This is a genomic window from Promicromonospora vindobonensis, from assembly GCF_042685865.1.
Taxonomy (GTDB): domain Bacteria; phylum Actinomycetota; class Actinomycetes; order Actinomycetales; family Cellulomonadaceae; genus Promicromonospora; species Promicromonospora vindobonensis.
The window spans coordinates 1317246-1337949 of the sequence record NZ_JBHUOG010000001.1 but is presented as its reverse complement, the minus strand read 5'-3'; the positions used below and the strand labels follow the sequence as shown (position 1 = coordinate 1337949).

Below are 20704 nucleotides of genomic sequence, written 5' to 3'. Positions count from 1 at the left end.
GGTTCACCTTTCCATGGGCGGCAGGTGACGTGCGACACGTCGGGGCTGGTGGAGATCACGAGCCGAGCACGCGCTCCACGGCGGCCAGCGGGATGTGCATCCACGCGGGACGGTGCCGGAACTCGTAGACCACCTCGTAGAGCGCCTTGTCCACGACGAGGGCGCGCAGGAGCAGCTCGGCGGTGGCGACATCGAGCTCGCTGCCAGACGTGGCCGCACCCGCCACCGCGTGCACCGGCCCGCCGTGCGCCTCGCCGCTGGCCTGGCGGTACCCCTCTGTGCCTTCTGGTCCGGGCCCCGCTGCGCTCCGTTCCGGGCGAGTGCCTCGTTCCTCGGCCCTCACCCTCCACTGCGCTTCGCGGTACCCCTCGAGAAAACTGACCTGGGCGTGTGCCGCCCAGTGCGGGTCCGTCGCCTGCCCGACGGCGGCCGCGTAGTCCAGCGAGCGGAGCATCCCTGCGACGTCGCGCAGCGGCAGGTCGGGGGCCACGCGCTCGGCAACCGGCCGCTGCGGCTCTCCCTCGAAGTCGAGGATCTTCCAGCCGCCGGGCGAGTGCAGCGCCTGGCCGAGGTGCAGGTCACCGTGGATCGGCTGCAGCGGCACCACGCCGCCCGTCCGCTCGGCGACGGCGGTGAGGCGCGCGCTCACGGCGTCGTACAGCGCGGTGACGCCGGCGCGCTGCGGCGCCAGGTCCGGGACGTCGGCGAAGGCCTCGGCGGCGCGGCGGCGCAGCACCCCCATGAAGCCGGCGGGCTCGAGCGCCGGGCCGGGACCAAGGGCCTGGCGCAGGGCCGCGTGCAGGTGAGCGATGGCGGCGCCGAGCTCGGCCGCCCGCTCGCCGAAGTCCTCGTCCCGCGCGGCATACGCGCAGGCCAGCTCGAACCCGTCGGTGGCGTCGGCGACGAGCTCGGACAGCACGGCGAGGTGGGCGAGAGGGCCACCGGTCTCGCCCCACGACGGGTCCTCGGTGCGCGGCGGGACGTCGCGCGGCTCCCTCGGGTCGGCCACGGTGCGGGGAGCTGGGAGCTCGACGGCGCCGAGGAAGCGCGGGACGCCGGCCCAGCCGGCCTGGGTCAGGGCCGCCGGGATCACGACGTCGGGGTGCGGGCCCAGCGCGACGGTCCGCAGGATCTTGAGCATCCCGCCCCGCCCGGTGTCGTGGGTCATGGCAGGGAGCACCACCGAGGTGTTCGACTGCTCCCCGGAGATCCGCCCGGCTCCGGCCAGCTTGTCGCAGACCTCTGGTCCGCCGGCGTCGGGCAGCGCGGTGGAGAGGTAGGCGTGCCAGGCGGCGGGGTGCGCACCGCCGTCGTGCACCGTGACGGTGCCCGACGCCGTCGCGACGGTCCCGATCAGGCCGGCCGCCTCCGTGTCGGCGGTGTCGGCCGTCGGCTCGGCGGTCGGGGTCAGCACCAGCGGCACCTGGATCACCAGGGCATCGGAGCCGGCCGCCAGGCCGGGGCCGTGCAGCCGCAGGAGCGCGACGACGACGTCGGCCACGCCAGGGAACGTGACCGTGAGCCATGGCTCGTGCGCGACGCCCTCCGTGGGCACCGGGTACCAACGCTGCTCGGGCAGCCACGCGTCCAGCAGCCGCAGCACCTCGGGGGCGAGGTGCGCGGCGCCGGGGGAGACATGGACGTGTCGCGCGGGGCTCACACCTCTCGCGCCCGCCCGGCCGAGCTGCCTGCCTCTGTCCGCACCGGAGGGGCAAGAACCAGCCAGTAGAAGTCCCGCGCGCCCCACGTCATGGTGAGGATCCCGTCGTCGCCGACGCTCGGGAACCCGGCGCCGCCGAACACGTCGGTGAGCGTCCAGCCGGCGTAGCCGGGGAGCTTGATCGTCGACGACCGTGCGGTGGCCGACAGGTTCGCGGCCACCAGCAGCGTCTCCTCGGCCGCGGTGCGCGTGAACGCGATGACCGACTCGTCGTTGCAGTCGAGCGCGGTGAAGTCGCCGGTGCCGAACGCGGGGTGCAGCCGACGGAACGCCAGCATGTTGTGCGTCCAGTGCAGCAGCGAGGTGGGCTGCGCGAGCTGCGCCTCCACGTTGGTGTGCTGGTAGTGGTGCACCAGCGACTGCACGAGCGGCAGGTAGAGCTTGCCGGGGTCGGCGGTCGAGAAGCCGGCGTTGCGGTCCGGCGTCCACTGCATGGGTGTGCGCACGGCGTCGCGGTCCGGCAGCCAGATGTTGTCGCCCATACCGATCTCGTCGCCGTAGTACAGGCACGGTGTGCCGGGCAGCGAGAGCAGCAGCGCGTTGGCCAGCTCGATCTCCTTGCGGGCGTTGTCGAGCAACGGGGCGAGCCGACGGCGGATCCCCACGTTGGCCCGCATCCGGGGGTCGGGCGCGTACCAGCCGTACATGCTGGCGCGCTCCTCCGTCGACACCATCTCCAGGGTGAGCTCGTCATGGTTGCGCAGGAACGTGCTCCACTGCCCGCCCGCAGGGATGGCCGGGGTGTCGGCGAGGATCTCCAGGAGCTGACGGGCCCGCTGGTCGCGGATCGCATAGAAGATGCGCGGCATCACGGGGAAGTGGAAGCACATGTGGCACTCGGGCTCGTCCTCCGTGCCGAAGTACCCGACCACGTCCGCCGGCCACTGGTTGGCCTCGGCCAGCATGATGCGGCCAGGGAACTCCGCGTCGAGCATCCGCCGTACCTTGCGCAGGAAGCCGTGCGTCTCGGGCAGGTTCTCGCAGTTCGTGCCCTCGGCCTCGAACAGGTACGGCACGGCGTCGAGCCGGAAGCCGTCCACGCCGAGCTGCAGCCAGAACCGCGCGACGTCGAGCATCGCCTCGACGACGCGCGGGTTCTCGAAGTTCAGGTCGGGCTGGTGGTTGAAGAACCGGTGCCAGAAGTACTGGCGCCGCACCGGGTCGAACGTCCAGTTCGACGTCTCGGTGTCGACGAAGATGATGCGCGCGCCCTCGTAGCGGGTGGGGTCGTCGCTCCACACGTAGAAGTCGCCGTACGGGCCCTCCGGGTCGGCGCGCGAGGCCTGGAACCACGGGTGGGCGTCGCTGGTGTGGTTCATGACCAGGTCGATCACCACGCGGATGCCTCGTTCGTGGGCCGCGGTGACCAGGGCGCTGAAGTCCGAGATGGTCCCGTACTGCGGCGAGACCGCCGTGAAGTCCGCGACGTCGTACCCGCCGTCGCGCAGCGGCGACGGGAAGAACGGCGGCAGCCACAGGCAGTCGACGCCGAGCCACTCCAGGTAGTCGAGCCGTTCCGTCAGGCCGGCCAGGTCGCCCGACCCGTGGTCGCCCGAGTCGGAGAACGACCGGATCATGACCTCGTAGAAGACCGCCTTCTTGTACCACTCGGGGTCGTGCGACAGCCCCTTGCGCCGGGCGTCGAGGCGCGGCTGCCGTCGCGGCGGCAGCGCCTGGACGGGTACGGGCACCGACGGCGGGTTCGGCATGCTGGGCCGCTCGGGCTGTGCGCCTGCGGCCGGCTCGGGATAGCCCTCGGGCGGCCCGACGGCGGGGCCTCCCGGTCCGAACGTCGTCATGCCGGACCCACCTGGAGGATGTGGGCCACGCGGACCTGCGGGTCGAGCCGGACCCAGGGATGTGCTCCCCAGCCATAGGTCTCGCCGGACAACAGGTCGTGTGCGACGAAGAACGGGGAGTTCTCGTCGCCCTCGGGGGCACTGAGTCCGAGGGCTGAAAGGTCCAGGTGCACTACTGACTCCTGTGCGTTCCGCGGGTCCAGGTTCAGCACGACCACGATCACGTCGTCGTGCCGTGGGGCACGTCGATCGTTACCCCCTGCTCTCATGGTGCGGCCCCGAGGCTTCGCTGTCGCGTCCGGCAGGTGATCAGCAGGGATCCGGCGGGAGAACGCGACAACCTGGTCGTTCGTCGTCGGGTGGACGGTCAGGTTCCGGAGCTGCGTCAGCGCAGGATGCGCGCGGCGTACCTCGTTCAGCCTGCCCAGCAGGAGCGCGATCCCGTACTCGTCGGCCGCTGCCCAGTCCCGGGGCCGGTACTCGTACTTCTCGTTGTCGATCTGCTCCTCGGCGCCGGGCCGGGGAGTGCTCTCCACGAGCTCGTAGCCGGAGTAGATGCCCCACGTGGGCGAACCGGTGGCGGCCAGCACGGCCCGTGCGGCGAACGCGGCGACCCCGCCGTCGGTCAGGTAGGGCGGCAGGATGTCGTGGGTCGTGGGCCAGAAGGACGGACGCAGCACCGAGCCCTGCGGCCCGCTCACCTCCGCCAGGTACTCCTCGATCTCCTCCTTGGTGTTGCGCCAGGTGAAGTAGGTGTACGACTGGTGGAAGCCGATCCGCGCCAGCGTCAGCATCATCGCGGGCTTGGTGAACGCCTCGGAGAGGAAGATGACCTCCGGGTCGGTCGCGTGCACCTCCGCAAGGAGCCACTCCCAGAAGTCCAGGGGCTTGGTGTGCGGGTTGTCGACCCGGAACAGCGTGACGCCCCGGTCGATCCAGGTGCGGATCACGTCCAGCACCGCCACGTACAGGCCCTCTGGGTCGGTGTCGAAGCTCAGCGGGTAGATGTCCTGGTACTTCTTGGGCGGGTTCTCCGCGTACGCGATGGACCCGTCCGCGCGCACCACGAACCACTCCGGATGCTCGGTGACCCAGGGGTGGTCGGGGGAGCACTGCAGGGCGATGTCGAGTGCCACCTCCAGACGCTGGGCCCGCGCCGCGGCGACGAAGTCCCGGAAGTCGGCCTCCGTGCCCAGGTCCGGATGGATCGCGTCGTGGCCGCCGTCCGCCGACCCGATCGCGTACGGGCTGCCCGGGTCGCCCGGCTGCGCCTCGAGCGTGTTGTTGCGCCCCTTGCGGAACGTCGTGCCGATGGGGGAGACCGGCGTCAGGTAGACGACGTCGAACCCCATCGCCGCGATGCCCGGCAGCCGCTTCGCCGCCGTCGCGAACGTGCCGGACACCCAGGTGCCGTCCTTCTCCTGGTACGCCCCCTCCGAGCGGGGGAACATCTCGTACCAGGCCCCGGCCAGCGCGAGCCGCCGCGACACCCGCAGCGGGTACGTGTCCGACGCCGAGACCAGCTCGCGGAAGGGCGCGCGCCGCAGCGCCTCCACCACGTCGGGCCCTGTCGCGGCGGCGTACCGCGCCTCGGCGGGCCGGGTGACGTCGGCGAGGGCGCGGGCCGCCGCAGAGAGCGCCCGTGCGTCACGCTTCCGTTGGCACGAGGCGACCAGCGCGTCGGAGGGCACGAGCCGGCGGATCCGCTCGAACAGGCGCACACCCTCGGCGAGCATGAGGTCGGTGTCGATGCCCGCGCCGATCTTGATCCCGGCGTCGTGCACCCACGTGGCGTACGGGTCGGACCAGCCCTCGACCCGGAACGACCAGTCGCCCTCGGCGTCGGGCTGCAGGTAGCCGCGGAACTGGTCCAGACCAGGGGAGATGTCGGTCATCGGAGCCCACGAGTGGTCCGAGCCGTCCGGAGCGACGAGCACGGCCGTCGCGGAGACGGCGTCGTGCCCCTCGCGGAAGACCGTGGCCTCGATCGGCACCACCTCACCGACGGCGGCCTTCGCGGGCCACCGACCCCCCTCGACGACGGGTGCGACCTCGAGAACGGGGATGCGGCCGATCCGGCCGGACGTTGTGTGCTGGCTCACCCGGACCACGCTATCGACCGGTCAGGGGGACTCGCCTTCCGGGCGCGCCGGGTTCTGGTGAACGTCGTCGGACGGGTCGGTGAAACCCTTGGCAACAGGTGTGCTCGCCCGGACATGTGCGTAGTCTTCCTCCGGTGAGAGCGATCCGCAGATTCACCGTCCGCACGGTCCTCCCCGAGCAGCTCGCTGCGCTCGACGAGCTGGCCCAGAACCTTCGCTGGTCCTGGCACGCGCCGACGCGCGAGCTGTTCGCGAGCATCGACCCGGAGCTCTGGTCAGACGTACGCGGCGACCCCGTGGCGCTGCTCGCGGCGCTCGGCTCCGACCGCCTCGCGGCGCTCGCGGCCTCCGACGAGTTCACGGGCCGGGTGCGTGCCGCGTCGGACGACCTGCACCACTACCTGCGGGACCCGCAGTGGTACCAGGGCCGGACGGCCGGGTCCGGCGGCGAGCTGCCGCGCGCGATCGCCTACTTCTCGCCGGAGTTCGGCATCACCTCGGTGCTGCCGCAGTACTCGGGCGGTCTCGGCATCCTCGCGGGCGACCACCTGAAGAGCGCCTCCGACATGGGCGTGCCCATCGTCGGCGTCGGCCTGCTATACGGGGCCGGCTACTTCCGGCAGTCGCTGACCCGCGATGCCTGGCAGGTGGAGACCTACCCGCTGCTGGACCCGGACGGCCTGCCGCTGGCCGTGCTGCGCGAGGAGGACGGCACGCCCGCCGTCATCTCGCTCGACCTGCCCGGGGGACGCGCGCTGCACGCCCACGTCTGGGTGGCAGCGGTCGGCCGCGTGCCGCTGCTGCTGCTCGACTCGAACGTGCCGGAGAACGACGACCCGGCCCGCAAGGTGACCGACCGCCTCTACGGGGGCGGCGGGGAGCACCGCCTGCAGCAGGAGCTGCTGCTCGGCGTCGGCGGCGTGCGAGCGCTGCGGGCGTGGTCCCGCCTCACCGGCGCGCCGGAGCCGGAGGTTTATCACACCAACGAGGGCCATGCCGGCTTCCTCGGTGTGGAGCGCATCCGTGAGCTCGTCGGGTCGGGTCTGAGCGTCGGCGAGGCGCACGAGGCAGTGCGTGCCGCCACGGTCTTCACCACGCACACGCCCGTCCCCGCCGGCATCGACCGGTTCCCGAAGGACCTGGTCAGCGCCTACTTCGGCGGCGACAACGCGATGGAGGGCGTGCCGCTGGAGAGCGTGCTGGCGCTCGGCTCGGAGGACTACGAGGGTGGCGACCCCACCGTGTTCAACATGGCCGTGATGGGCCTGCGGCTCGGCGGCCGGGCGAACGGCGTCTCGCTGCTGCACGGCCAGGTCTCGCGCGAGATGTTCGAGGGCCTGTGGCCGGGGTTCGACGCGCGCGAGGTACCGATCTCGTCGGTCACCAACGGCGTGCACTCGCCCACCTGGGTCGCGCCGCGGCTGGCCGCCGTCGAGGCGGAGCGGATGGGGCTGGACCAGATCACGGCGCCAGAGGCGTCGTCGGGCTGGCTGGACACGAGCAAGGTGTCCGACGCCGAGCTGTGGGCCCTGCGCGGGGAGATGCGCGGTGAGCTCGTGGCCGAGGCCCGGCGCCGGGTCCGCAAGTCCTGGCGCGAGCGCGGGGCGTCTCCGGCCGAGCTCGGCTGGATCGACGACGTCCTGTCGCCCGACGTCCTCACCATCGGCTTCGCCCGGCGGGTGCCCACCTACAAGCGGCTCACGCTCATGCTGCGCGACCAGGACCGCCTCAAGGCGCTCCTGCTGCACCCCGAGCGGCCGGTACAGCTGATCGTCGCGGGCAAGTCCCACCCGGCCGACGACTCGGGCAAGCGGCTCATCCAGCAGCTCGTCCGGTTCGCCGACGACCCAGAGGTGCGCCACCGCATCGTGTTCCTGCCGAACTACGACATCGGCATGGCTCAGTCCCTGTACCCGGGATGTGACGTCTGGCTGAACAACCCGCTGCGCCCGTTGGAGGCGTCCGGGACCTCCGGCATGAAGAGCGCGCTCAACGGCGGCCTGAACCTCTCGATCGAGGACGGCTGGTGGGCCGAGTGGTACGACGGCGAGAACGGCTGGGGCATCCCGACGGCCGACGGCGTCGAGGACGCCGACCGCAGGGACGACCTGGAGGCCGCTGCCCTGTACGACCTGGTGGAGTCCCAGGTGGCGCCCGCGTTCTACGACCGGACCGACGGCGTGCCGGGCCGCTGGCTCGAGATGGTGCGGCACACGCTCGCCACGCTGGGCCCGAAGGTCCAGGCCACGCGCATGGTCTCGGAATACGTGCACGGGCTGTACGCACCGGCGGCCGAGGCCGGCCGCCTGCTCCTGTCCGACGGGTTCGCCGCTGCGAAGGACCTGGCGGGCTGGAAGGCCCATGTGCGGAGCTCCTGGTCCCAGGTGCGCGTGGACCACGTGGAGTCGGCGGGCATCGGTGAGGCGGTCCAGGTCGGCGACCGGCTCACGGTCCGGGCCTACGTCTCGCTCGGCTCCCTGTCGCCCGACGACGTCGACGTGCAGGTGGTGCACGGCCGGGTCACGGAGGCCGACGTCATCGAGGAGTTCGCCGCCGAGCCGCTCGCGCTCACCGAGTCCTACGAGGCAGGGCGGCACGCGTTCGGCGGGGAGGTCGACCTGGACACGTCAGGGCCGTTCGGCTACACCGTCCGGATCGTGCCGAAGCACGCGCACCTGGCGAGCGTCGCGGAGCTGGGCCTGGTGGCCAACGCCTGACGGCGTCTTTGATCCGTCGAACGTAGGAATAGTCGCCTTCTCGGCACTGAGAGGGCGACTACTCCTACGTTCGGCACCCGCGATCGCCGTGGGTTCCCAGCCGCCGATTAGGCGAACTGCCCGTCGAGTGGGAAGAGTGGTCCCATGAAGATCAACGTGGACCGCGACGCCTGCTGCGGTGCCGGCCAGTGCGCACTGCTCGCTCCCGACGTGTTCGGGCAGGACGACGACGACCGGGTCATCCTGCTCGACGAGCGGCCGGGACCGGAGCTCGACTTCGCCGTGCAGGAGGCAGTGAGCATGTGCCCGACCGGCGTCATCTGGGTGGACCAGAACGCCTGACGGCGCCGGTGGACGGGTCGGGTCACCTTCGTAGATACCTGTTGCATATAAGCAACGCCATGTGAGCGGGCATCATCACGCTTTCTGCGCGATGATCCTGCGGTGCATTCCGACCCGTCGCCCCCAGAAGAGGTCGCGAGACGCGTCACTTCGCACTGAACGAGCGCGACCTGAAGCTGGTGGAGGCGTTGCGCGGCAAGAGGTCTGTCAGCCTGGGGCTTCGGGTGGAGTTCGCTCGCCCCAAGGATGAGCCGATGCTGTGGGTGCCCGACGCCGTTGCCGGGGCTGTGAATGCAGCGGCTTCGGGCAGCGACACCGACGCCATACAGGGGTTCGGAGAGATCGAGATCATCAATGTGAACCTGTCCTGAAATGCGCGATGCCGGGCTCCCGTCGTCCGGCGGGGGTCCCGGCTTCACTTCCGACACTCCCAGCAGGAGGCGGCTGCGTTCGGTCTAGATCTCGCCGGTCGACTCTGTCCGGCGTGCGGGCCTCGGGGGGATCGGCTTGGCGGTCTCGATCTCGGCGGCCGGGACGGAGAGCTCCCGAGGCTCTCCGCGGCCAGGGACCGGGTCGGTGCGCAGCCGCAGGCCGGCGTCGGACACCTCGACGAGGAAACCGATCAGGTCCGTCCAGCGGTATGCCGTGCCACCCTCGGACACGACAGGGCCGGCGGGCGCGAGCCTGCGCCGGACCACCACCCGGGTTCCGGGCCGGAGAGCGCGCCAATCGCCCGCCGGGACCGGCGGTGTAGTGAACGTCACGTCGATTCTCCTTCCGCTGCGTGAGACCGGTGGGGATTCGACGGTCTTCCGGGAGATACTAGGATCGCGCCGCCGGGCCCGTCCCGTGCTTCGCATCGTGCATGACCCCCAGTCCGGACGTGGAAGGACACCCTCGAAGTGACCTACGTGATCGCTCAGCCGTGCGTCGACCTCAAGGACAAGGCGTGCATCGAGGAGTGTCCCGTGGACTGCATCTACGAGGGCAGCCGCTCCCTGTACATCCACCCGGACGAGTGCGTGGACTGCGGCGCGTGCGAGCCGGTCTGCCCGGTCGAGGCCATCTACTACGAGGACGACGTCCCCGATGAGTGGAAGGACTACTACCGCGCGAACGTCGAGTTCTTCGACGACCTCGGCTCGCCGGGTGGTGCCGCGAAGATGGGCATCATCGAGAAGGACGACCCGATGATCGCCGCTCTCCCGCCCCAGGCCTGACGTGGGTCTGCACGACCTCTCGGACCTGCCGTACCCCTGGGACTCGATCGCCGGCATCACGGCGACCGCCAAGGCCCACCCGGGTGGGCTGGTCGACCTCTCCATGGGCACACCGGTGGACCCGACGCCGGAGGTCGTGCGGCACGCGCTCGAAGCGGCGTCGAACGCGCCGGGCTACCCGATGACGGCGGGCACGCCCGCGTTGCGGCAGGCCGTGGCCGACTGGTTCGCCCGGCGCAGGGGTGTGCCCGACCTCGATCCGGCCGCCGTGGTGCCGACGATCGGCTCCAAGGAGCTGGTCGGCCTGCTGCCCTCGCTGCTGCACCTCGGCCCGGGTGACGTCGTCGTGCATCCCGCCGTCGCCTACCCGACCTATGTCGCGGGCATCCGTGCGGCCGGCGCCACGCCGCTCGCGACGGACGACGTCGCCGACTGGGCCGGCCGGGACGACGTAAGGATGATCTGGGTGAACAGCCCGGCCAACCCCACCGGCCGGGTGCTGGACGTCGACGCCCTGCGCGCCGTGGTCTCGGCTGCCCGCGCCATCGGCGCCGTCGTCGTCTCGGACGAGTGCTACGCCGAGCTGGCCTGGGAGGCTCCGTGGGCGGGGCCGGACGGGCACGGCGTCCCGTCGGTGCTCGACCCGCGCGTGTGCGGCGGCTCGCACGAGGGCCTGCTCGCGGCGTACTCGCTGTCGAAGCAGTCCAGCATCGCCGGGTACCGCGCGGCGTTCCTGGCGGGCGACGCCGCGGTGATCGCCGATCTCACGCAGACCCGCAAGCACCTGGGTCTCATCGTGCCGGCACCCGTGCAGGCCGCCATGACGGCGGCTCTGTCGGACGACGAGCACGTCGCCGCCCAGCGTGCGACCTACGGCGCCCGGCGCAGGGCGCTCGCCGCCGCGATCACGGCCGCGGGGCTCACCGTGCACCAGTCGGGTGCGGGTCTGTACCTCTGGGTGGCGGCCGAGGACGGCCGTTCCGGGCAGCAGATCGCCGAGTGGTTCGCCCAGCGCGGCATCCTGACTGCGCCGGGGCATTTGTACGGCGACGATAAGCACACGCGAGTGGCACTGACCTCCACTGACGCGCAGATTGCCGACGCTGTGTCACGCCTCACAGAGGCTTGACCGACCGATTGGAAAAACAAGAGCAGGGCGCGATACTGTCGTGCCCCAGGTCGACGCTGCCCGACAGCTTTCTTCAGCAGCGTCCCTCGTGCGCCATTCAGGAAGGAAGACATGACCTCCACACCGGTGGACGGCTCGAGCCGCGTCGAGCTCGCCGTCAACGGAACCTCTCACACCCTGCCTGTCGTTGCCGCGAGCGAGGGCAATGACGGCATCGTCGTGTCGTCGCTGCTCAAGGACACCGGCCTGGTCACGGTGGATCCGGGCTTCATGAACACGGCGTCGTGCGAATCGGCGATCACCTATATCGACGGTGATGCCGGGATCCTGCGCTACCGCGGTTACCCGATCGACCAGCTCGCTTCTGGCTCAGGCTTTCTCGAGGTGTCCTACCTGCTCATCTACGGTGAGCTGCCGAGCCCGGCGGAGCTCGACGCGTTCACCGAGCGGGTCAACCGCCACACCCTGGTGCACGAGGACTTCCGCACGTTCATGGGCACCTTCCCCCGGAACGCGCACCCGATGGCGGTGCTCGCGTCCGCGGTGAACGCCCTGTCCACGTTCTACCCGGAGTCGCTCGACCCGGCGGACGACGAGCAGGTCGACCTCGCCACCGTGCTGCTGCTCGCCAAGACGCGGACCATCACGTCCTACCTGCACCGGCGCCGGGTGGGTGAGCCGCTGCTCTACCCGGACTACTCGCGCGGGTACGTCGAGGACTTCCTGCGCATGACGTTCGCGACGCCGTACGAGGCCTACGAGGCCGACCCGATGATCGTCGACGCCCTCGAGAAGCTGCTCGTGCTCCACGCGGACCACGAGCAGAACTGCTCGACGTCCACGGTGCGCGTCGTCGGCTCGTCCAACGCGACGCTGTACGCCTCGGTGGCGGCGGGCGTGAATGCCCTGTCCGGCCCCGCGCACGGCGGCGCCAACGAGGCGGTCCTGTCGATGCTCGAGAAGATCCGCTCGGGTGGCGAGACCGTCGAGACCTTTATGGAAAAGGTCAAGAACAAGCAGGACGGCGTGCGCCTGATGGGCTTCGGCCACCGCGTGTACAAGTCCTACGACCCGCGCGCCGCGATCGTGAAGAAGTCGGCCGACGAGGTGCTCGACAAGCTCGGCGCCAAGGACGAGCTGCTGGACATCGCGCGCGGCCTCGAGGAGATCGCCCTCTCGGACGACTACTTCGTGGAGCGCAAGCTCTACCCGAACGTCGACTTCTACACGGGCCTCATCTACAAGGCCATGGGCTTCGAGCCGGCCATGTTCACGCCGCTGTTCGCGCTGGGCCGCATGCCCGGCTGGATCGCCCAGTGGCGCGAGATGATCAAGGACCCGCAGACGAAGATCGGCCGCCCGCGCCAGGTCTACACCGGTGCGACCGAGCGCCCGTACATCCCGGGAAGCATGCGCTGATCCCTGGTAGGTAGCTCCTCTACCCGGTGCCCGGGCCAGAACTGACGTCAGTCCTGGCCCGGGCACCGGGTAGACGTGTGTCGCGGTGCGTTCGCATGCTGCTGCGTGACCGGATCGTTGCCTGGAGCGTCACTATTTTTGTCGTCCCTGTCACAGGGCGGGGCTAGTTTGGGCCCGTGAGTCGAGCCACCCTCCTTGCCCGCCGGTCGACGGCGCACCGCGGGCTGCTCGCGCTCGTGTGGCTGCTGGTCGCGGTACTGACGGGCGCCCTCGGCGTGACCGTCGGCTGGACGCAGGCCGCCGCCACCGCAGAAGCCCGGGACGGGCTCGCGGCCGCAGAGCCGTCGGGCCGAGCGGTGCAGCTCTCCACCCGCCAGGCGGACGGCGACGAGGCGGATGCCCAGGACACCCACGTCCAGCAGGTGCTCGCCGGCCTGCTCGGCGGCGTGCCGCACCAGGTCGCCTACGACGTGCGGACCGAGCCGCAGTACACGAGCGGTAGTGCGGGCGAGGACCTGGGCCGCTGGTCGGTGGCCCTCCTGCCCGCCCCGTCACGCGCGGAGGCGCTGGCGGGGGAGGGGGCTGCCGGTGTCACGATCGTGGACGGGGCCTGGCCCACCGGTGCCTCCGACGCGGCGGTGCAGGCCGACGCCGCCGAGGCCGCCGGCCTGACCGTCGGCGACACGATCCGCCTCGGCGTGGACCCCGATGCCCCTGCGACCACCGGTACGCCGCTCACCGTCGCGGCGACCTGGCGCGTCACGGACCCTGACGACGCGGTCTGGCTCGGGGACCCCGCTGCACTGACCGGGGCCGACGGGGCCCACCCCGGCCCGGTGGTGGTGAGCAACGAGACCGTCGCTGGGCTGGACACCGACCCGTTCGCGCGCTGGACCGTGGTTCCCGACCGCGCCGCGCTCGCTCCCGCGCACCTGCCCGCGCTGGCGGCGCTCACGGCGGAGGTCGAGCGCGGCCTGGGCGAGGACGACTCCGTCGCGCCGCGCGGGCTGACCGTCACGGGCACGCTCAGCACGACCGCAGGGGACCTCGAGGCGGCGCTGCGCGCGGCGGACGCCGTGGCGCTGGTGCCGCTCTGCTTCCTTGCGCTCGTCGGGCTGGTCGCCCTGGTGCAGGTGGCGCGTCTGCTGGCCGCTACCCGCGAGGCAGAGGTCGCGCTGCTCGTCTCGCGTGGCGCCGCGCCCGGGACGGTCGCGGCGGCCGCCCTGGCGGAGGGGGCGCTGCTGGCACTCACCGCTGCGGCGGCGGGGGGCGCTGCGGCGTGGGCGGCGTTGCGCCTCGTCACCGGTGCGGACGCCGGTGCTGCGGTCCTCGCCGCGACGCCCCTGGCCGTGGCCCTTGCGGTCGCCGTGGTGGCGACCTCGACGCTCGTGCTGGTCGCGGCGCTGCAGGCGCACGCAGCGGCGCGGCGGCAGGTGACCGACCGCTCGGGCCGGGTACGCCAGGTAGCGGCCCTCGGCACGGTGGTGCTGACCGTGGCCGCAGCCGCGGTGAGCGTGACACAGCTGCTGCGCTACGGCTCGCCGCTGCTGGTCACGCCCGACGGACCCCGCATCGATCCGACGGCCGCCGCGGCTCCGGCGCTCGCCCTTTCCGCGCTCGCCGTCGCGGCGATGGCGGTGCTCGGCCCGGCCACGCGCCTGTGGGCAGGGCTCGCCGGCCGCTCGCGCGGCGCCGTCGGGCCGCTGGCGGCGCGGCAGGTGGCGCGGCGGCTCGTCGTGTACGTGGTACCCGTTGTCCTGCTCGTGCTCGCCGGCGGTGCCGCAACGCTCGCCGGCGGCTATGCAGGCACCGCCGAACGGCTGCGGGCCGACGTCGACGTGCTCGCCAACGGCGCAGACGTGCGCGTCACGGCGCCGGAGAGCGGACGGCTCGACCCGGCGCCGTACCTGCTCGGTGCTGCCGGCTCGGAGGACCCGGGCCCGGACGCCGTCGCGGCGGCGCCCGTCCTGTCGGGGACTGCGTACTCCGACGGACGCCCTGTCACGATGCTGGCGCTGCCGGCGGCCGCTGCACCAGCGGTGATGCGCGCGCCGGCAGAGGTGCTCGACGTCGGACGGCTGGCCGACGACCTGGCGAGCGACGCCTTTGCCGCGGCGCCTGCCCTGCCCGACGGCGCGCGCGACGTCGGCCTCACGATCAGCGGCAGCATCCGCCCGAACACCGACACGCCGCTGCCACCGGGAGCGCCCGAGCACCGGCTCGACGTGTCGCTCGTGCTCGCGGCACCCGACGGCACGCTCGTCACGGTCGACCTCGGGCAGCTGACCGAGGGCGACGGTACCGGCGACACCCTCGGCGCGGACCTGACGACCCACGAGCTGTCCGGAGCGGTTCCGGAGCCTCCGCAGGGCCAGGTGTGGCGGGTCGCCGCCCTGGACGTGGGCACCCTGCCCGGCTGGTCGACGGCGGAGGCCACGCTGTCCGTGGTCGGCCTCACGGCGGACGGAACGCCAGTGGACGGCGCGCAGTGGAACCCTTCGGAGACATTTGACGGCGCCGACGACCTGACACTGCGCACGGAGACGCCACCCGGCCAGGTCGAGCTCACCATGCCGCTCGGCAACGACGCGACGGCCGCCAGCAGGCTGCGTCTCCTGACCACGCCCGAGCCCGGCCCCATCCCCCTGGTCGCGTCGTCGTCGTTGTTCGGCGCCCTCGGCATCGCCACGGACGACACCTTCGAGATGACCCTCGGCGGGACGCGGTTGCCGGTGGTCGCCGTCGCGTCGTCGGGCACCGTGCCAGGGGCGCTCGAGCCCTACGCAGCCCTGGTCGACCGCGGGGCGCTCGCCGCCGCGCTCGTCCGAGAGGTGAGCGACCCGGTCCTGACGAGCGAGGTCTGGTTGGCGGCGGGCCCGCCCGGCGCCGCCGCACCGGACGGCGCCGTGAGCCGCCTCGCCGGCGAGGCGACCGGCATCGCGGAGGCCACCAGCGCGAGCAGCCGCGAGCAGCCGACCGTCACGACACCCGGCTACGGCTCGACGGACACCGCCGTCCCGGTACGCGTCTCGTTCTGGCTCGCGGCAGCCGGCGCGACGGTGCTCGCCCTGGCCGGGGTGCTCGCCGTCGCGGTGGCGACCCTGCGCGAGCGGCGCGGCGAGGTCATCGTGCTCCGCGCCGTAGGGCTCGGCCCGACGGCACAGGCCAGGGCACGGTTCGCGGAGCTGATCGCGGTCGGCGCGGTGGCCCTCGCGACGGGCGCCGTCGCGGGATGGGCCGTCGCACGGTTCACCGCCGGCGGACTCGCCGGCGCGACGCTCACGGGCATCGACGCAGCACCGCCCGCCGCGTTCGTCCTGGAGACCACAGGGACCGGCCTCGTGCTCGCCGCGGCAGTGGCCGGCCTCGTCCTGGTCGCGCTCGGGGTGGGCGGACGCGTGGCCGCGCAGGCCCGCGACACCACGTACCGCGAGGAGGTCCGCTGATGGGGGCGCTGTCCGGGCTCGGCCTGCTGGCACGGCGACAGCTGCGGACGTCCTGGGGCGCCACCGCGACGCTCGGCGTGGTCGCCTTCCTCGCGGCCGGGGTGTTGTCCACCGCGCCGCGGGCGATCGCGACGATGCACGCGGACCAGGTGACCTACGAGGCGGCGGCAGCCTCAGGTCCGGCACGCGACGTGGTCGCGGTCGCCGGAGCGATCCCGGGGGAGCCCCCCGGCGGGATGTACTACGACCAGAGCCTCATCGAGGACGCGGACGGCGTCCCTCCCGAGCCCGACTGGGCACCGTTCCTCGCAAACCTGGACACGGTGCGCACCGAGACACAGGACCCGCTGCGCTCGGTGATGGGCGCCCCGCAGTTCCACGTGACCTCGGCGGACCCCGCGTACACGGCCCCGGTGCCCAGCTCGGAGCTGTCCGAGGCCAAGGTCTTCCTCCGCTCGTCCACCGATCTCGCGGAGAACAGCGAGCTCCTCGAGGGACGGTGGCCGGCCGCGACCCCGGCCCGGCCCCTCGGCGAGGACGAGCAAGCCACCGGAGCGCAGGGCGGGCAGGCGCAACCGTTCGAGGTGGCCGTCTCGCGCGCCGTCGCGGAGACATACGGCTGGGAGCTCGGCGGCCGGTACGACAATCTCGGCGGCTCCGGCATCGTCGCCCTCGCCGAGCGCTACCCGAGCCTGGTCGTGACCGGGATCTTCGAGGCCGGTGACCCGGACACCGACTACTGGCTGCACCACAGCCTGGCGGCCAGGGCCTCGGTGATCGCCGATCCGAACCGCGGACTCCTCGGCACCGCTGCCGTCTACGTCAGCCCGGCGATGATGACGCCGATCACCCTGGGCTTCGCGGAGACCCGCGTCTGGTATCCGGTGGACACCGACGGCGTGACCGCTGCCGACGTGCCGCTGCTCCTGGCCCAGGCCAACGGCCAGTCGGCCCAGACGTTCCGCGTCGCGGCAGGCCCCGACGACGCCGTGCCGATCCAGCTGCGCCCCAACACCCGCCTCAGCGAGATCCTGGAACGCCTGCTCGCGCAGCGAACCGGCGTCGACGCGATCGTCGCGGTGCTCGCCGTCGGGCCCCTCGGCGCCACCGTCGCCGTCCTCGCCCTCGGTGCGCGGCTCGTCGTCGACCGACGCCGACCGGCGCTCGCCCTGCTCCGCGCCCGCGGGGCGTCCGGGACACAGCTCCGCCTGCTCATGGGCGGCGAGGGCCTCGTCGTGGGCCTCGGCGCGGCCGCGGTGGGGTTCGGGGCAGGCCTCGCGCTCACCGCCGGCCTCGGGCTGGACGCGCCGGTCACCGTGAGCCAGGTCGCGCTCGCTCTCGCAGCGGGCCTCGCGCCGGCGGCCGCCCTGGCGCTCGCCACCTCTCCCGCCGGCCTGCGGACCACCCGCGCCGACCTCGCGCCCCGCTCGCGCAGCCGCGTGCGGTGGGTGCTGGAGGTGCTGGTCGTCGCGGGCGCGGCGCTCGCGACCTGGCTGCTGCTCTCGCGCGGTGTCGTCGCGGGCTCGGGCGGGGGCACCGGCGTCGACCCGTTGGTCGCCGCGGCTCCTCTGCTGGTCTCGCTCGCCCTCACCCTGCTCGCCGTGCGTGCCTACCCGTGGCTCGCGCTCGCGCTCGAACGGGCGCTCGCGCCCCGGCGCGACCTCGTCCCGTTCCTCGGCGCCGCGCGCGCCACGCGCGACCCGGCCGGCGGGCCCGTCCCGGCGGTGGCACTCGTGCTGGCCGTGGCCGTCGCTGCGACGTCGGCGGTGCTGTACTCGACGGTCTCCGGTGGCGTGGTCCGTGAGGCGTGGCGTGCCACCGGCGCCGACCTGCGTGTCTCCGGCCCGCTCATCGACGAGCCGGCGGCCGAGCAGATCGCCGCGCTCGACGGGGTCGCGGCGGTCACCGCCGTCGCCGACGTGGGCGACGCCGTGCTGCAGGGCACCGTCTCGTCCCCGCGCACCGAGGTGTACGCCGTCGACGCCGCGGCGCTCGCGATGGTCCAGGAGGACGTGGCGGGGGCGCCCGAGACGCTCACCGAGCTGACCCGGGCGCCCGCAGCCGGGGCCGACGACGCGTTGCCCGTGATCCTCACCGAGTCGGCCGCCGGACCCGGCGTCAGCCCGGGGGACACGGGGATCACGCTCGCGACGCAGGACGGCAGCGTCCCGGTTACCGTGGTCGACGTGGTCGACGAGCTGCCCGGCCTGCCTGCCGGCCGCTCGCTCGTCCTTGCCGACACCGAGCGGCTCACCGTGAGCACCGGTGGGACCAGCTTTGCGCGGCTCGCTCTCGTGGGCCTTTCCGACGACGCCGATCCGGCGGCGGTGAGCGCCGAGATCTCGCAGCTGCTGCCGTCGGCGCTGACGGAGGACCCCGACCAGGAGGCAGCCGCCATGCTCGCGGCACCGGTTTCGGGCGGGCTGGTGATCGCCTTCGTGGCGGCCGTGCTGCTCGCGGGGCTGCTCTGCGCGGCGGCCGTGGTGATGACGCTCATGCTGGCGGCACCGGCCAGGGCCCGGCTGCTCGCCGTGCTGCAGACGCTCGGCCTGTCGCCCCGGCAGGGGCGCGGGCTGGTCGGCTGGGAGATCGGGCCGTGGGCAGTGGTGGCGCTGGTGGTGGGCGCCGTGCTGGGAGTGGCGGTGCCGACGCTCGTGCTGGCCGCTGTGGACGTGACCGCCCTGACGGGCGGCGTCACGCAGCCGGATCCGGAGTACGACCCGCTGCTGCTCGGCGCGGCCGCTGCCGGCTTCGTCGCGGTGGTGCTGGCCGCTGTCGGTGTGGCCGCGGCACTGAGCAGGCGCGGCGAGGTAGCCGCACAGCTCCGGATGGGCAGCAATGACTGACATGACGACGGCGGACTCAGGCGTTCGAAGGGAGACCCGATGAGCACGACCATCGAGCTGACGAACGGCGGCGCGCCGGCGTCGGCCGGGCCGGCCGAGAACGGCGGCGAGATCCGGTGCGGCGACCTGGTCCGCATCTTCGCGACGGACGGCGTCGAGGTGCAGGCGCTGCAGGGCCTCACGCTGAGCGTCGACCCGGGGGAGATCGTCGCCGTCGTCGGCGCGTCCGGTTCCGGGAAGTCCACGCTGCTGACGATCCTCTCCGGCCTGGACACGCCGACGGGCGGGTCCGCCGTGGTGGCGGGTACCGACCTGCTGACCATGGGACACGCCGAGCGCGTGCGGTACCAGCGTTCTACGGTCGGTTTCGTCTGGCAGCAGACCTCGCGCAACCTGCTGCCGTACCTGACGGCGAGCGAGAACGTCCGGCTCCCGCTGGAGCTGGCGAACACGCTGCCGCGGCGTGAGCGCCTGCGGCGCGTCGAGTCGTTGCTGGAGCTGCTGGAGGTCGGCCACGTGGCCGGACGTCGGCCGGGCGAGATGTCCGGCGGCGAGCAGCAGCGGACCGCGATAGCGGTCGCCGTGGCCAACAGCCCGCGCGTGCTGCTGGCGGACGAGCCCACCGGCGAGCTCGACGAGGCCACCTCCGTCGAGGTGCTGGAGGCCCTGCGCGGGGTGAACCGGGAGACTGGCGTGACCACCCTGATCGTCACGCACGACCCGACGGTGTCCGAGCACGTGGCGCGCACGGTCCAGATCCGCGACGGCCGAACCTCGACGGAGACGCTGCGGCGCACGGAGACCGATGAGCACGGTCGAGCACGGCACGTGTCGGAGGAGTTCGCGGTGCTCGACCGGGTTGGCCGCCTGCAGCTGCCGCAGGACTTCGTGCAGGCGCTCGACCTGCGGGACCGGGTCCGCCTGGCCCTCGAGCCCGACCACGTGGGCGTCTGGTCGGCGACGCCCGGCTCGTCGGCCGAGCCGGTCTCGGCCGACCCGGGACCCGTGGTCGAACCTGTCGAGACCCGGACCGAGGAGGACCGATGACCGCCGCCGCTCCAGCGCTCGCCGTGCTGCGTGCCCAGGGCCTCACCCGGGTGTTCGGGACCGGTGCGGGCGAGGTACGCGCACTGACGGATGCCGCGCTGCAGGTCGCTGCGGGCGAGCTGCTCGTGGTGCGCGGCCCGTCCGGCTCCGGCAAGACGACGCTGCTGAACCTGCTGGGTGGCCTGGACCGTCCGACGTCGGGCAGCGTGTGGCTGGGCGATTCCGAGCTGACCGCACTGGGGGAGAAAGCGGTCCTCACGGCCCGGCGGGAGCGGATCGGTTACGTGTTCCAGTCGTTCGGGCTGGTGCCCGTGCTGTCGGCGGCGGAGAACGTGGAGGTACCGCTGCGGCTACGGCGAACCCCACCGGCCGAGCGAGCGGAACGGGTAGCGGCGGCGCTGGACGCCGTCGGACTGGCCGGGCACGCGAAGCAGCGGCCCTACGAGCTGTCGGGCGGGCAGCAGCAGCGCGTGGGCATCGCCAGGGCCCTCGTCGCGGACCCTGAGGTACTGCTCGCGGACGAGCCCACCGGACAGCTCGACTCCGGGACGGCCGCCGTGGTGATGGACCTGCTGGCGCGGGTGGCGCACGAGCGCGGCGTGGCCGCCGTCGTCTCGACGCACGACCCGGAGCTGATGGCCCGCGCCGACCGCGTGGTCGAGCTGCACGACGGTCAGGTGGTGGACTGAGGCAACCGGGTGAATTTCCTGGTGAACGCCCTCTCTGCGCGATTGTTACGGCCGTGAGAACCACCTGGTCAGAACTGTTACCTGGTGTTACTCCCACATACCGAGATGGTCACAACTCGGTGGCGTTTCCCTTACGGTGGTCATCGGCGCCTGCATGGAGCGACTACGTTAGGTCTGTTATCACTGGGCGCAAAGAAGCGTCCGCATCGCTCCGGAGGACAAATCCGT

Annotated in this window: 13 protein-coding genes; 9 read left to right on the top strand and 4 right to left on the bottom strand. The window is 72.6% G+C overall.

Annotation, left to right across the window (positions count from 1 at the left end):
• Positions 1-55 precede the first annotated feature (55 nt).
• From ACFS27_RS06150 to ACFS27_RS06140, 3 genes are read right to left on the bottom strand one after another with little or no spacing between them, the layout of a single operon-like run.
• The gene (locus ACFS27_RS06150) at positions 56-1660 is read right to left on the bottom strand and encodes a maltokinase N-terminal cap-like domain-containing protein (protein ID WP_377181012.1); all 1605 of its coding nucleotides are present in this window, start codon (positions 1658-1660) and stop codon (positions 56-58) included.
• Positions 1657-3519: a maltose alpha-D-glucosyltransferase gene (treS, locus tag ACFS27_RS06145; protein ID WP_377181010.1), complete on the bottom strand. Its 1863-nt coding sequence runs from the start codon at positions 3517-3519 to the stop codon at positions 1657-1659. Before treS ends, ACFS27_RS06150 begins: the two co-directional genes overlap by 4 nt.
• Positions 3516-5621 (bottom strand): alpha-1,4-glucan--maltose-1-phosphate maltosyltransferase, encoded by a 2106-nt coding sequence (locus ACFS27_RS06140; protein ID WP_377181008.1) that lies wholly within the window; start codon positions 5619-5621, stop codon positions 3516-3518. The genes treS and ACFS27_RS06140 overlap by 4 nt, the downstream gene beginning before the upstream one ends.
• A gap of 134 nt (positions 5622-5755) precedes the next feature.
• On the opposite strand from ACFS27_RS06140, the gene glgP reads away from it, so the two are divergent.
• Positions 5756-8338 carry an alpha-glucan family phosphorylase gene (glgP, locus tag ACFS27_RS06135; RefSeq protein WP_377181006.1) on the top strand — a complete coding sequence of 861 codons (2583 nt, stop codon included), beginning with the start codon at positions 5756-5758 and terminating at the stop codon, positions 8336-8338.
• A gap of 144 nt (positions 8339-8482) precedes the next feature.
• Positions 8483-8680, top strand: a complete 198-nt coding sequence (locus tag ACFS27_RS06130; RefSeq protein WP_377181004.1) for a ferredoxin — start codon at positions 8483-8485, stop codon at positions 8678-8680.
• A gap of 455 nt (positions 8681-9135) precedes the next feature.
• On the opposite strand, the gene ACFS27_RS06125 is transcribed toward ACFS27_RS06130, so the two are convergent.
• Positions 9136-9444 carry a hypothetical protein gene (locus tag ACFS27_RS06125; protein WP_377181002.1) on the bottom strand — a complete coding sequence of 103 codons (309 nt, stop codon included), beginning with the start codon at positions 9442-9444 and terminating at the stop codon, positions 9136-9138.
• A 138-nt stretch (positions 9445-9582) separates the two neighbouring features.
• Here ACFS27_RS06125 and fdxA point away from each other — a divergent pair, with 138 nt between their 5' ends.
• From fdxA to ACFS27_RS06090, 7 genes are all read left to right on the top strand, one after another.
• Positions 9583-9900 (top strand): ferredoxin, encoded by a 318-nt coding sequence (gene fdxA, locus ACFS27_RS06120; RefSeq protein WP_253872886.1) that lies wholly within the window; start codon positions 9583-9585, stop codon positions 9898-9900.
• A gap of 1 nt (position 9901) precedes the next feature.
• Entirely contained in the window at positions 9902-11029 is a 1128-nt protein-coding gene (gene dapC, locus ACFS27_RS06115) for a succinyldiaminopimelate transaminase (RefSeq protein ID WP_377180999.1), read from the top strand.
• 111 nt (positions 11030-11140) lie between these two features.
• Positions 11141-12448, top strand: coding sequence for a citrate synthase (locus tag ACFS27_RS06110; RefSeq protein ID WP_377180997.1), 1308 nt, complete (start codon positions 11141-11143; stop codon positions 12446-12448).
• 176 nt (positions 12449-12624) lie between these two features.
• Positions 12625-15894: a hypothetical protein gene (locus tag ACFS27_RS06105; RefSeq protein WP_377180995.1), complete on the top strand. Its 3270-nt coding sequence runs from the start codon at positions 12625-12627 to the stop codon at positions 15892-15894.
• Positions 15894-18740: an FtsX-like permease family protein gene (locus ACFS27_RS06100; protein WP_377180993.1), complete on the top strand. Its 2847-nt coding sequence runs from the start codon at positions 15894-15896 to the stop codon at positions 18738-18740. Before ACFS27_RS06105 ends, ACFS27_RS06100 begins: the two co-directional genes overlap by 1 nt.
• 39 nt (positions 18741-18779) lie before the next feature.
• A complete protein-coding gene (locus ACFS27_RS06095; RefSeq protein ID WP_377180990.1) occupies positions 18780-19787 on the top strand; it encodes an ABC transporter ATP-binding protein in 1008 nt (335 codons plus the stop codon).
• Positions 19784-20476 (top strand): ABC transporter ATP-binding protein, encoded by a 693-nt coding sequence (locus ACFS27_RS06090; RefSeq protein WP_377180988.1) that lies wholly within the window; start codon positions 19784-19786, stop codon positions 20474-20476. Before ACFS27_RS06095 ends, ACFS27_RS06090 begins: the two co-directional genes overlap by 4 nt.
• Positions 20477-20704: the final 228 nt, after the last annotated feature.

Bases quoted from the DNA above. Each gene is read 5' to 3' on its own strand.
- treS (WP_377181010.1), bottom strand. From the start codon at position 3,519: ATGACGACGTTCGGACCGGGAGGCCCCGCCGTCGGGCCGCCCGAGGGC.
- ACFS27_RS06130 (WP_377181004.1), top strand. From the start codon at position 8,483: ATGAAGATCAACGTGGACCGCGACGCCTGCTGCGGTGCCGGCCAGTGC.
- ACFS27_RS06110 (WP_377180997.1), top strand. From the start codon at position 11,141: ATGACCTCCACACCGGTGGACGGCTCGAGCCGCGTCGAGCTCGCCGTC.
- ACFS27_RS06100 (WP_377180993.1), top strand. From the start codon at position 15,894: ATGGGGGCGCTGTCCGGGCTCGGCCTGCTGGCACGGCGACAGCTGCGG.
- ACFS27_RS06095 (WP_377180990.1), top strand. From the start codon at position 18,780: ATGAGCACGACCATCGAGCTGACGAACGGCGGCGCGCCGGCGTCGGCC.
- ACFS27_RS06090 (WP_377180988.1), top strand. From the start codon at position 19,784: ATGACCGCCGCCGCTCCAGCGCTCGCCGTGCTGCGTGCCCAGGGCCTC.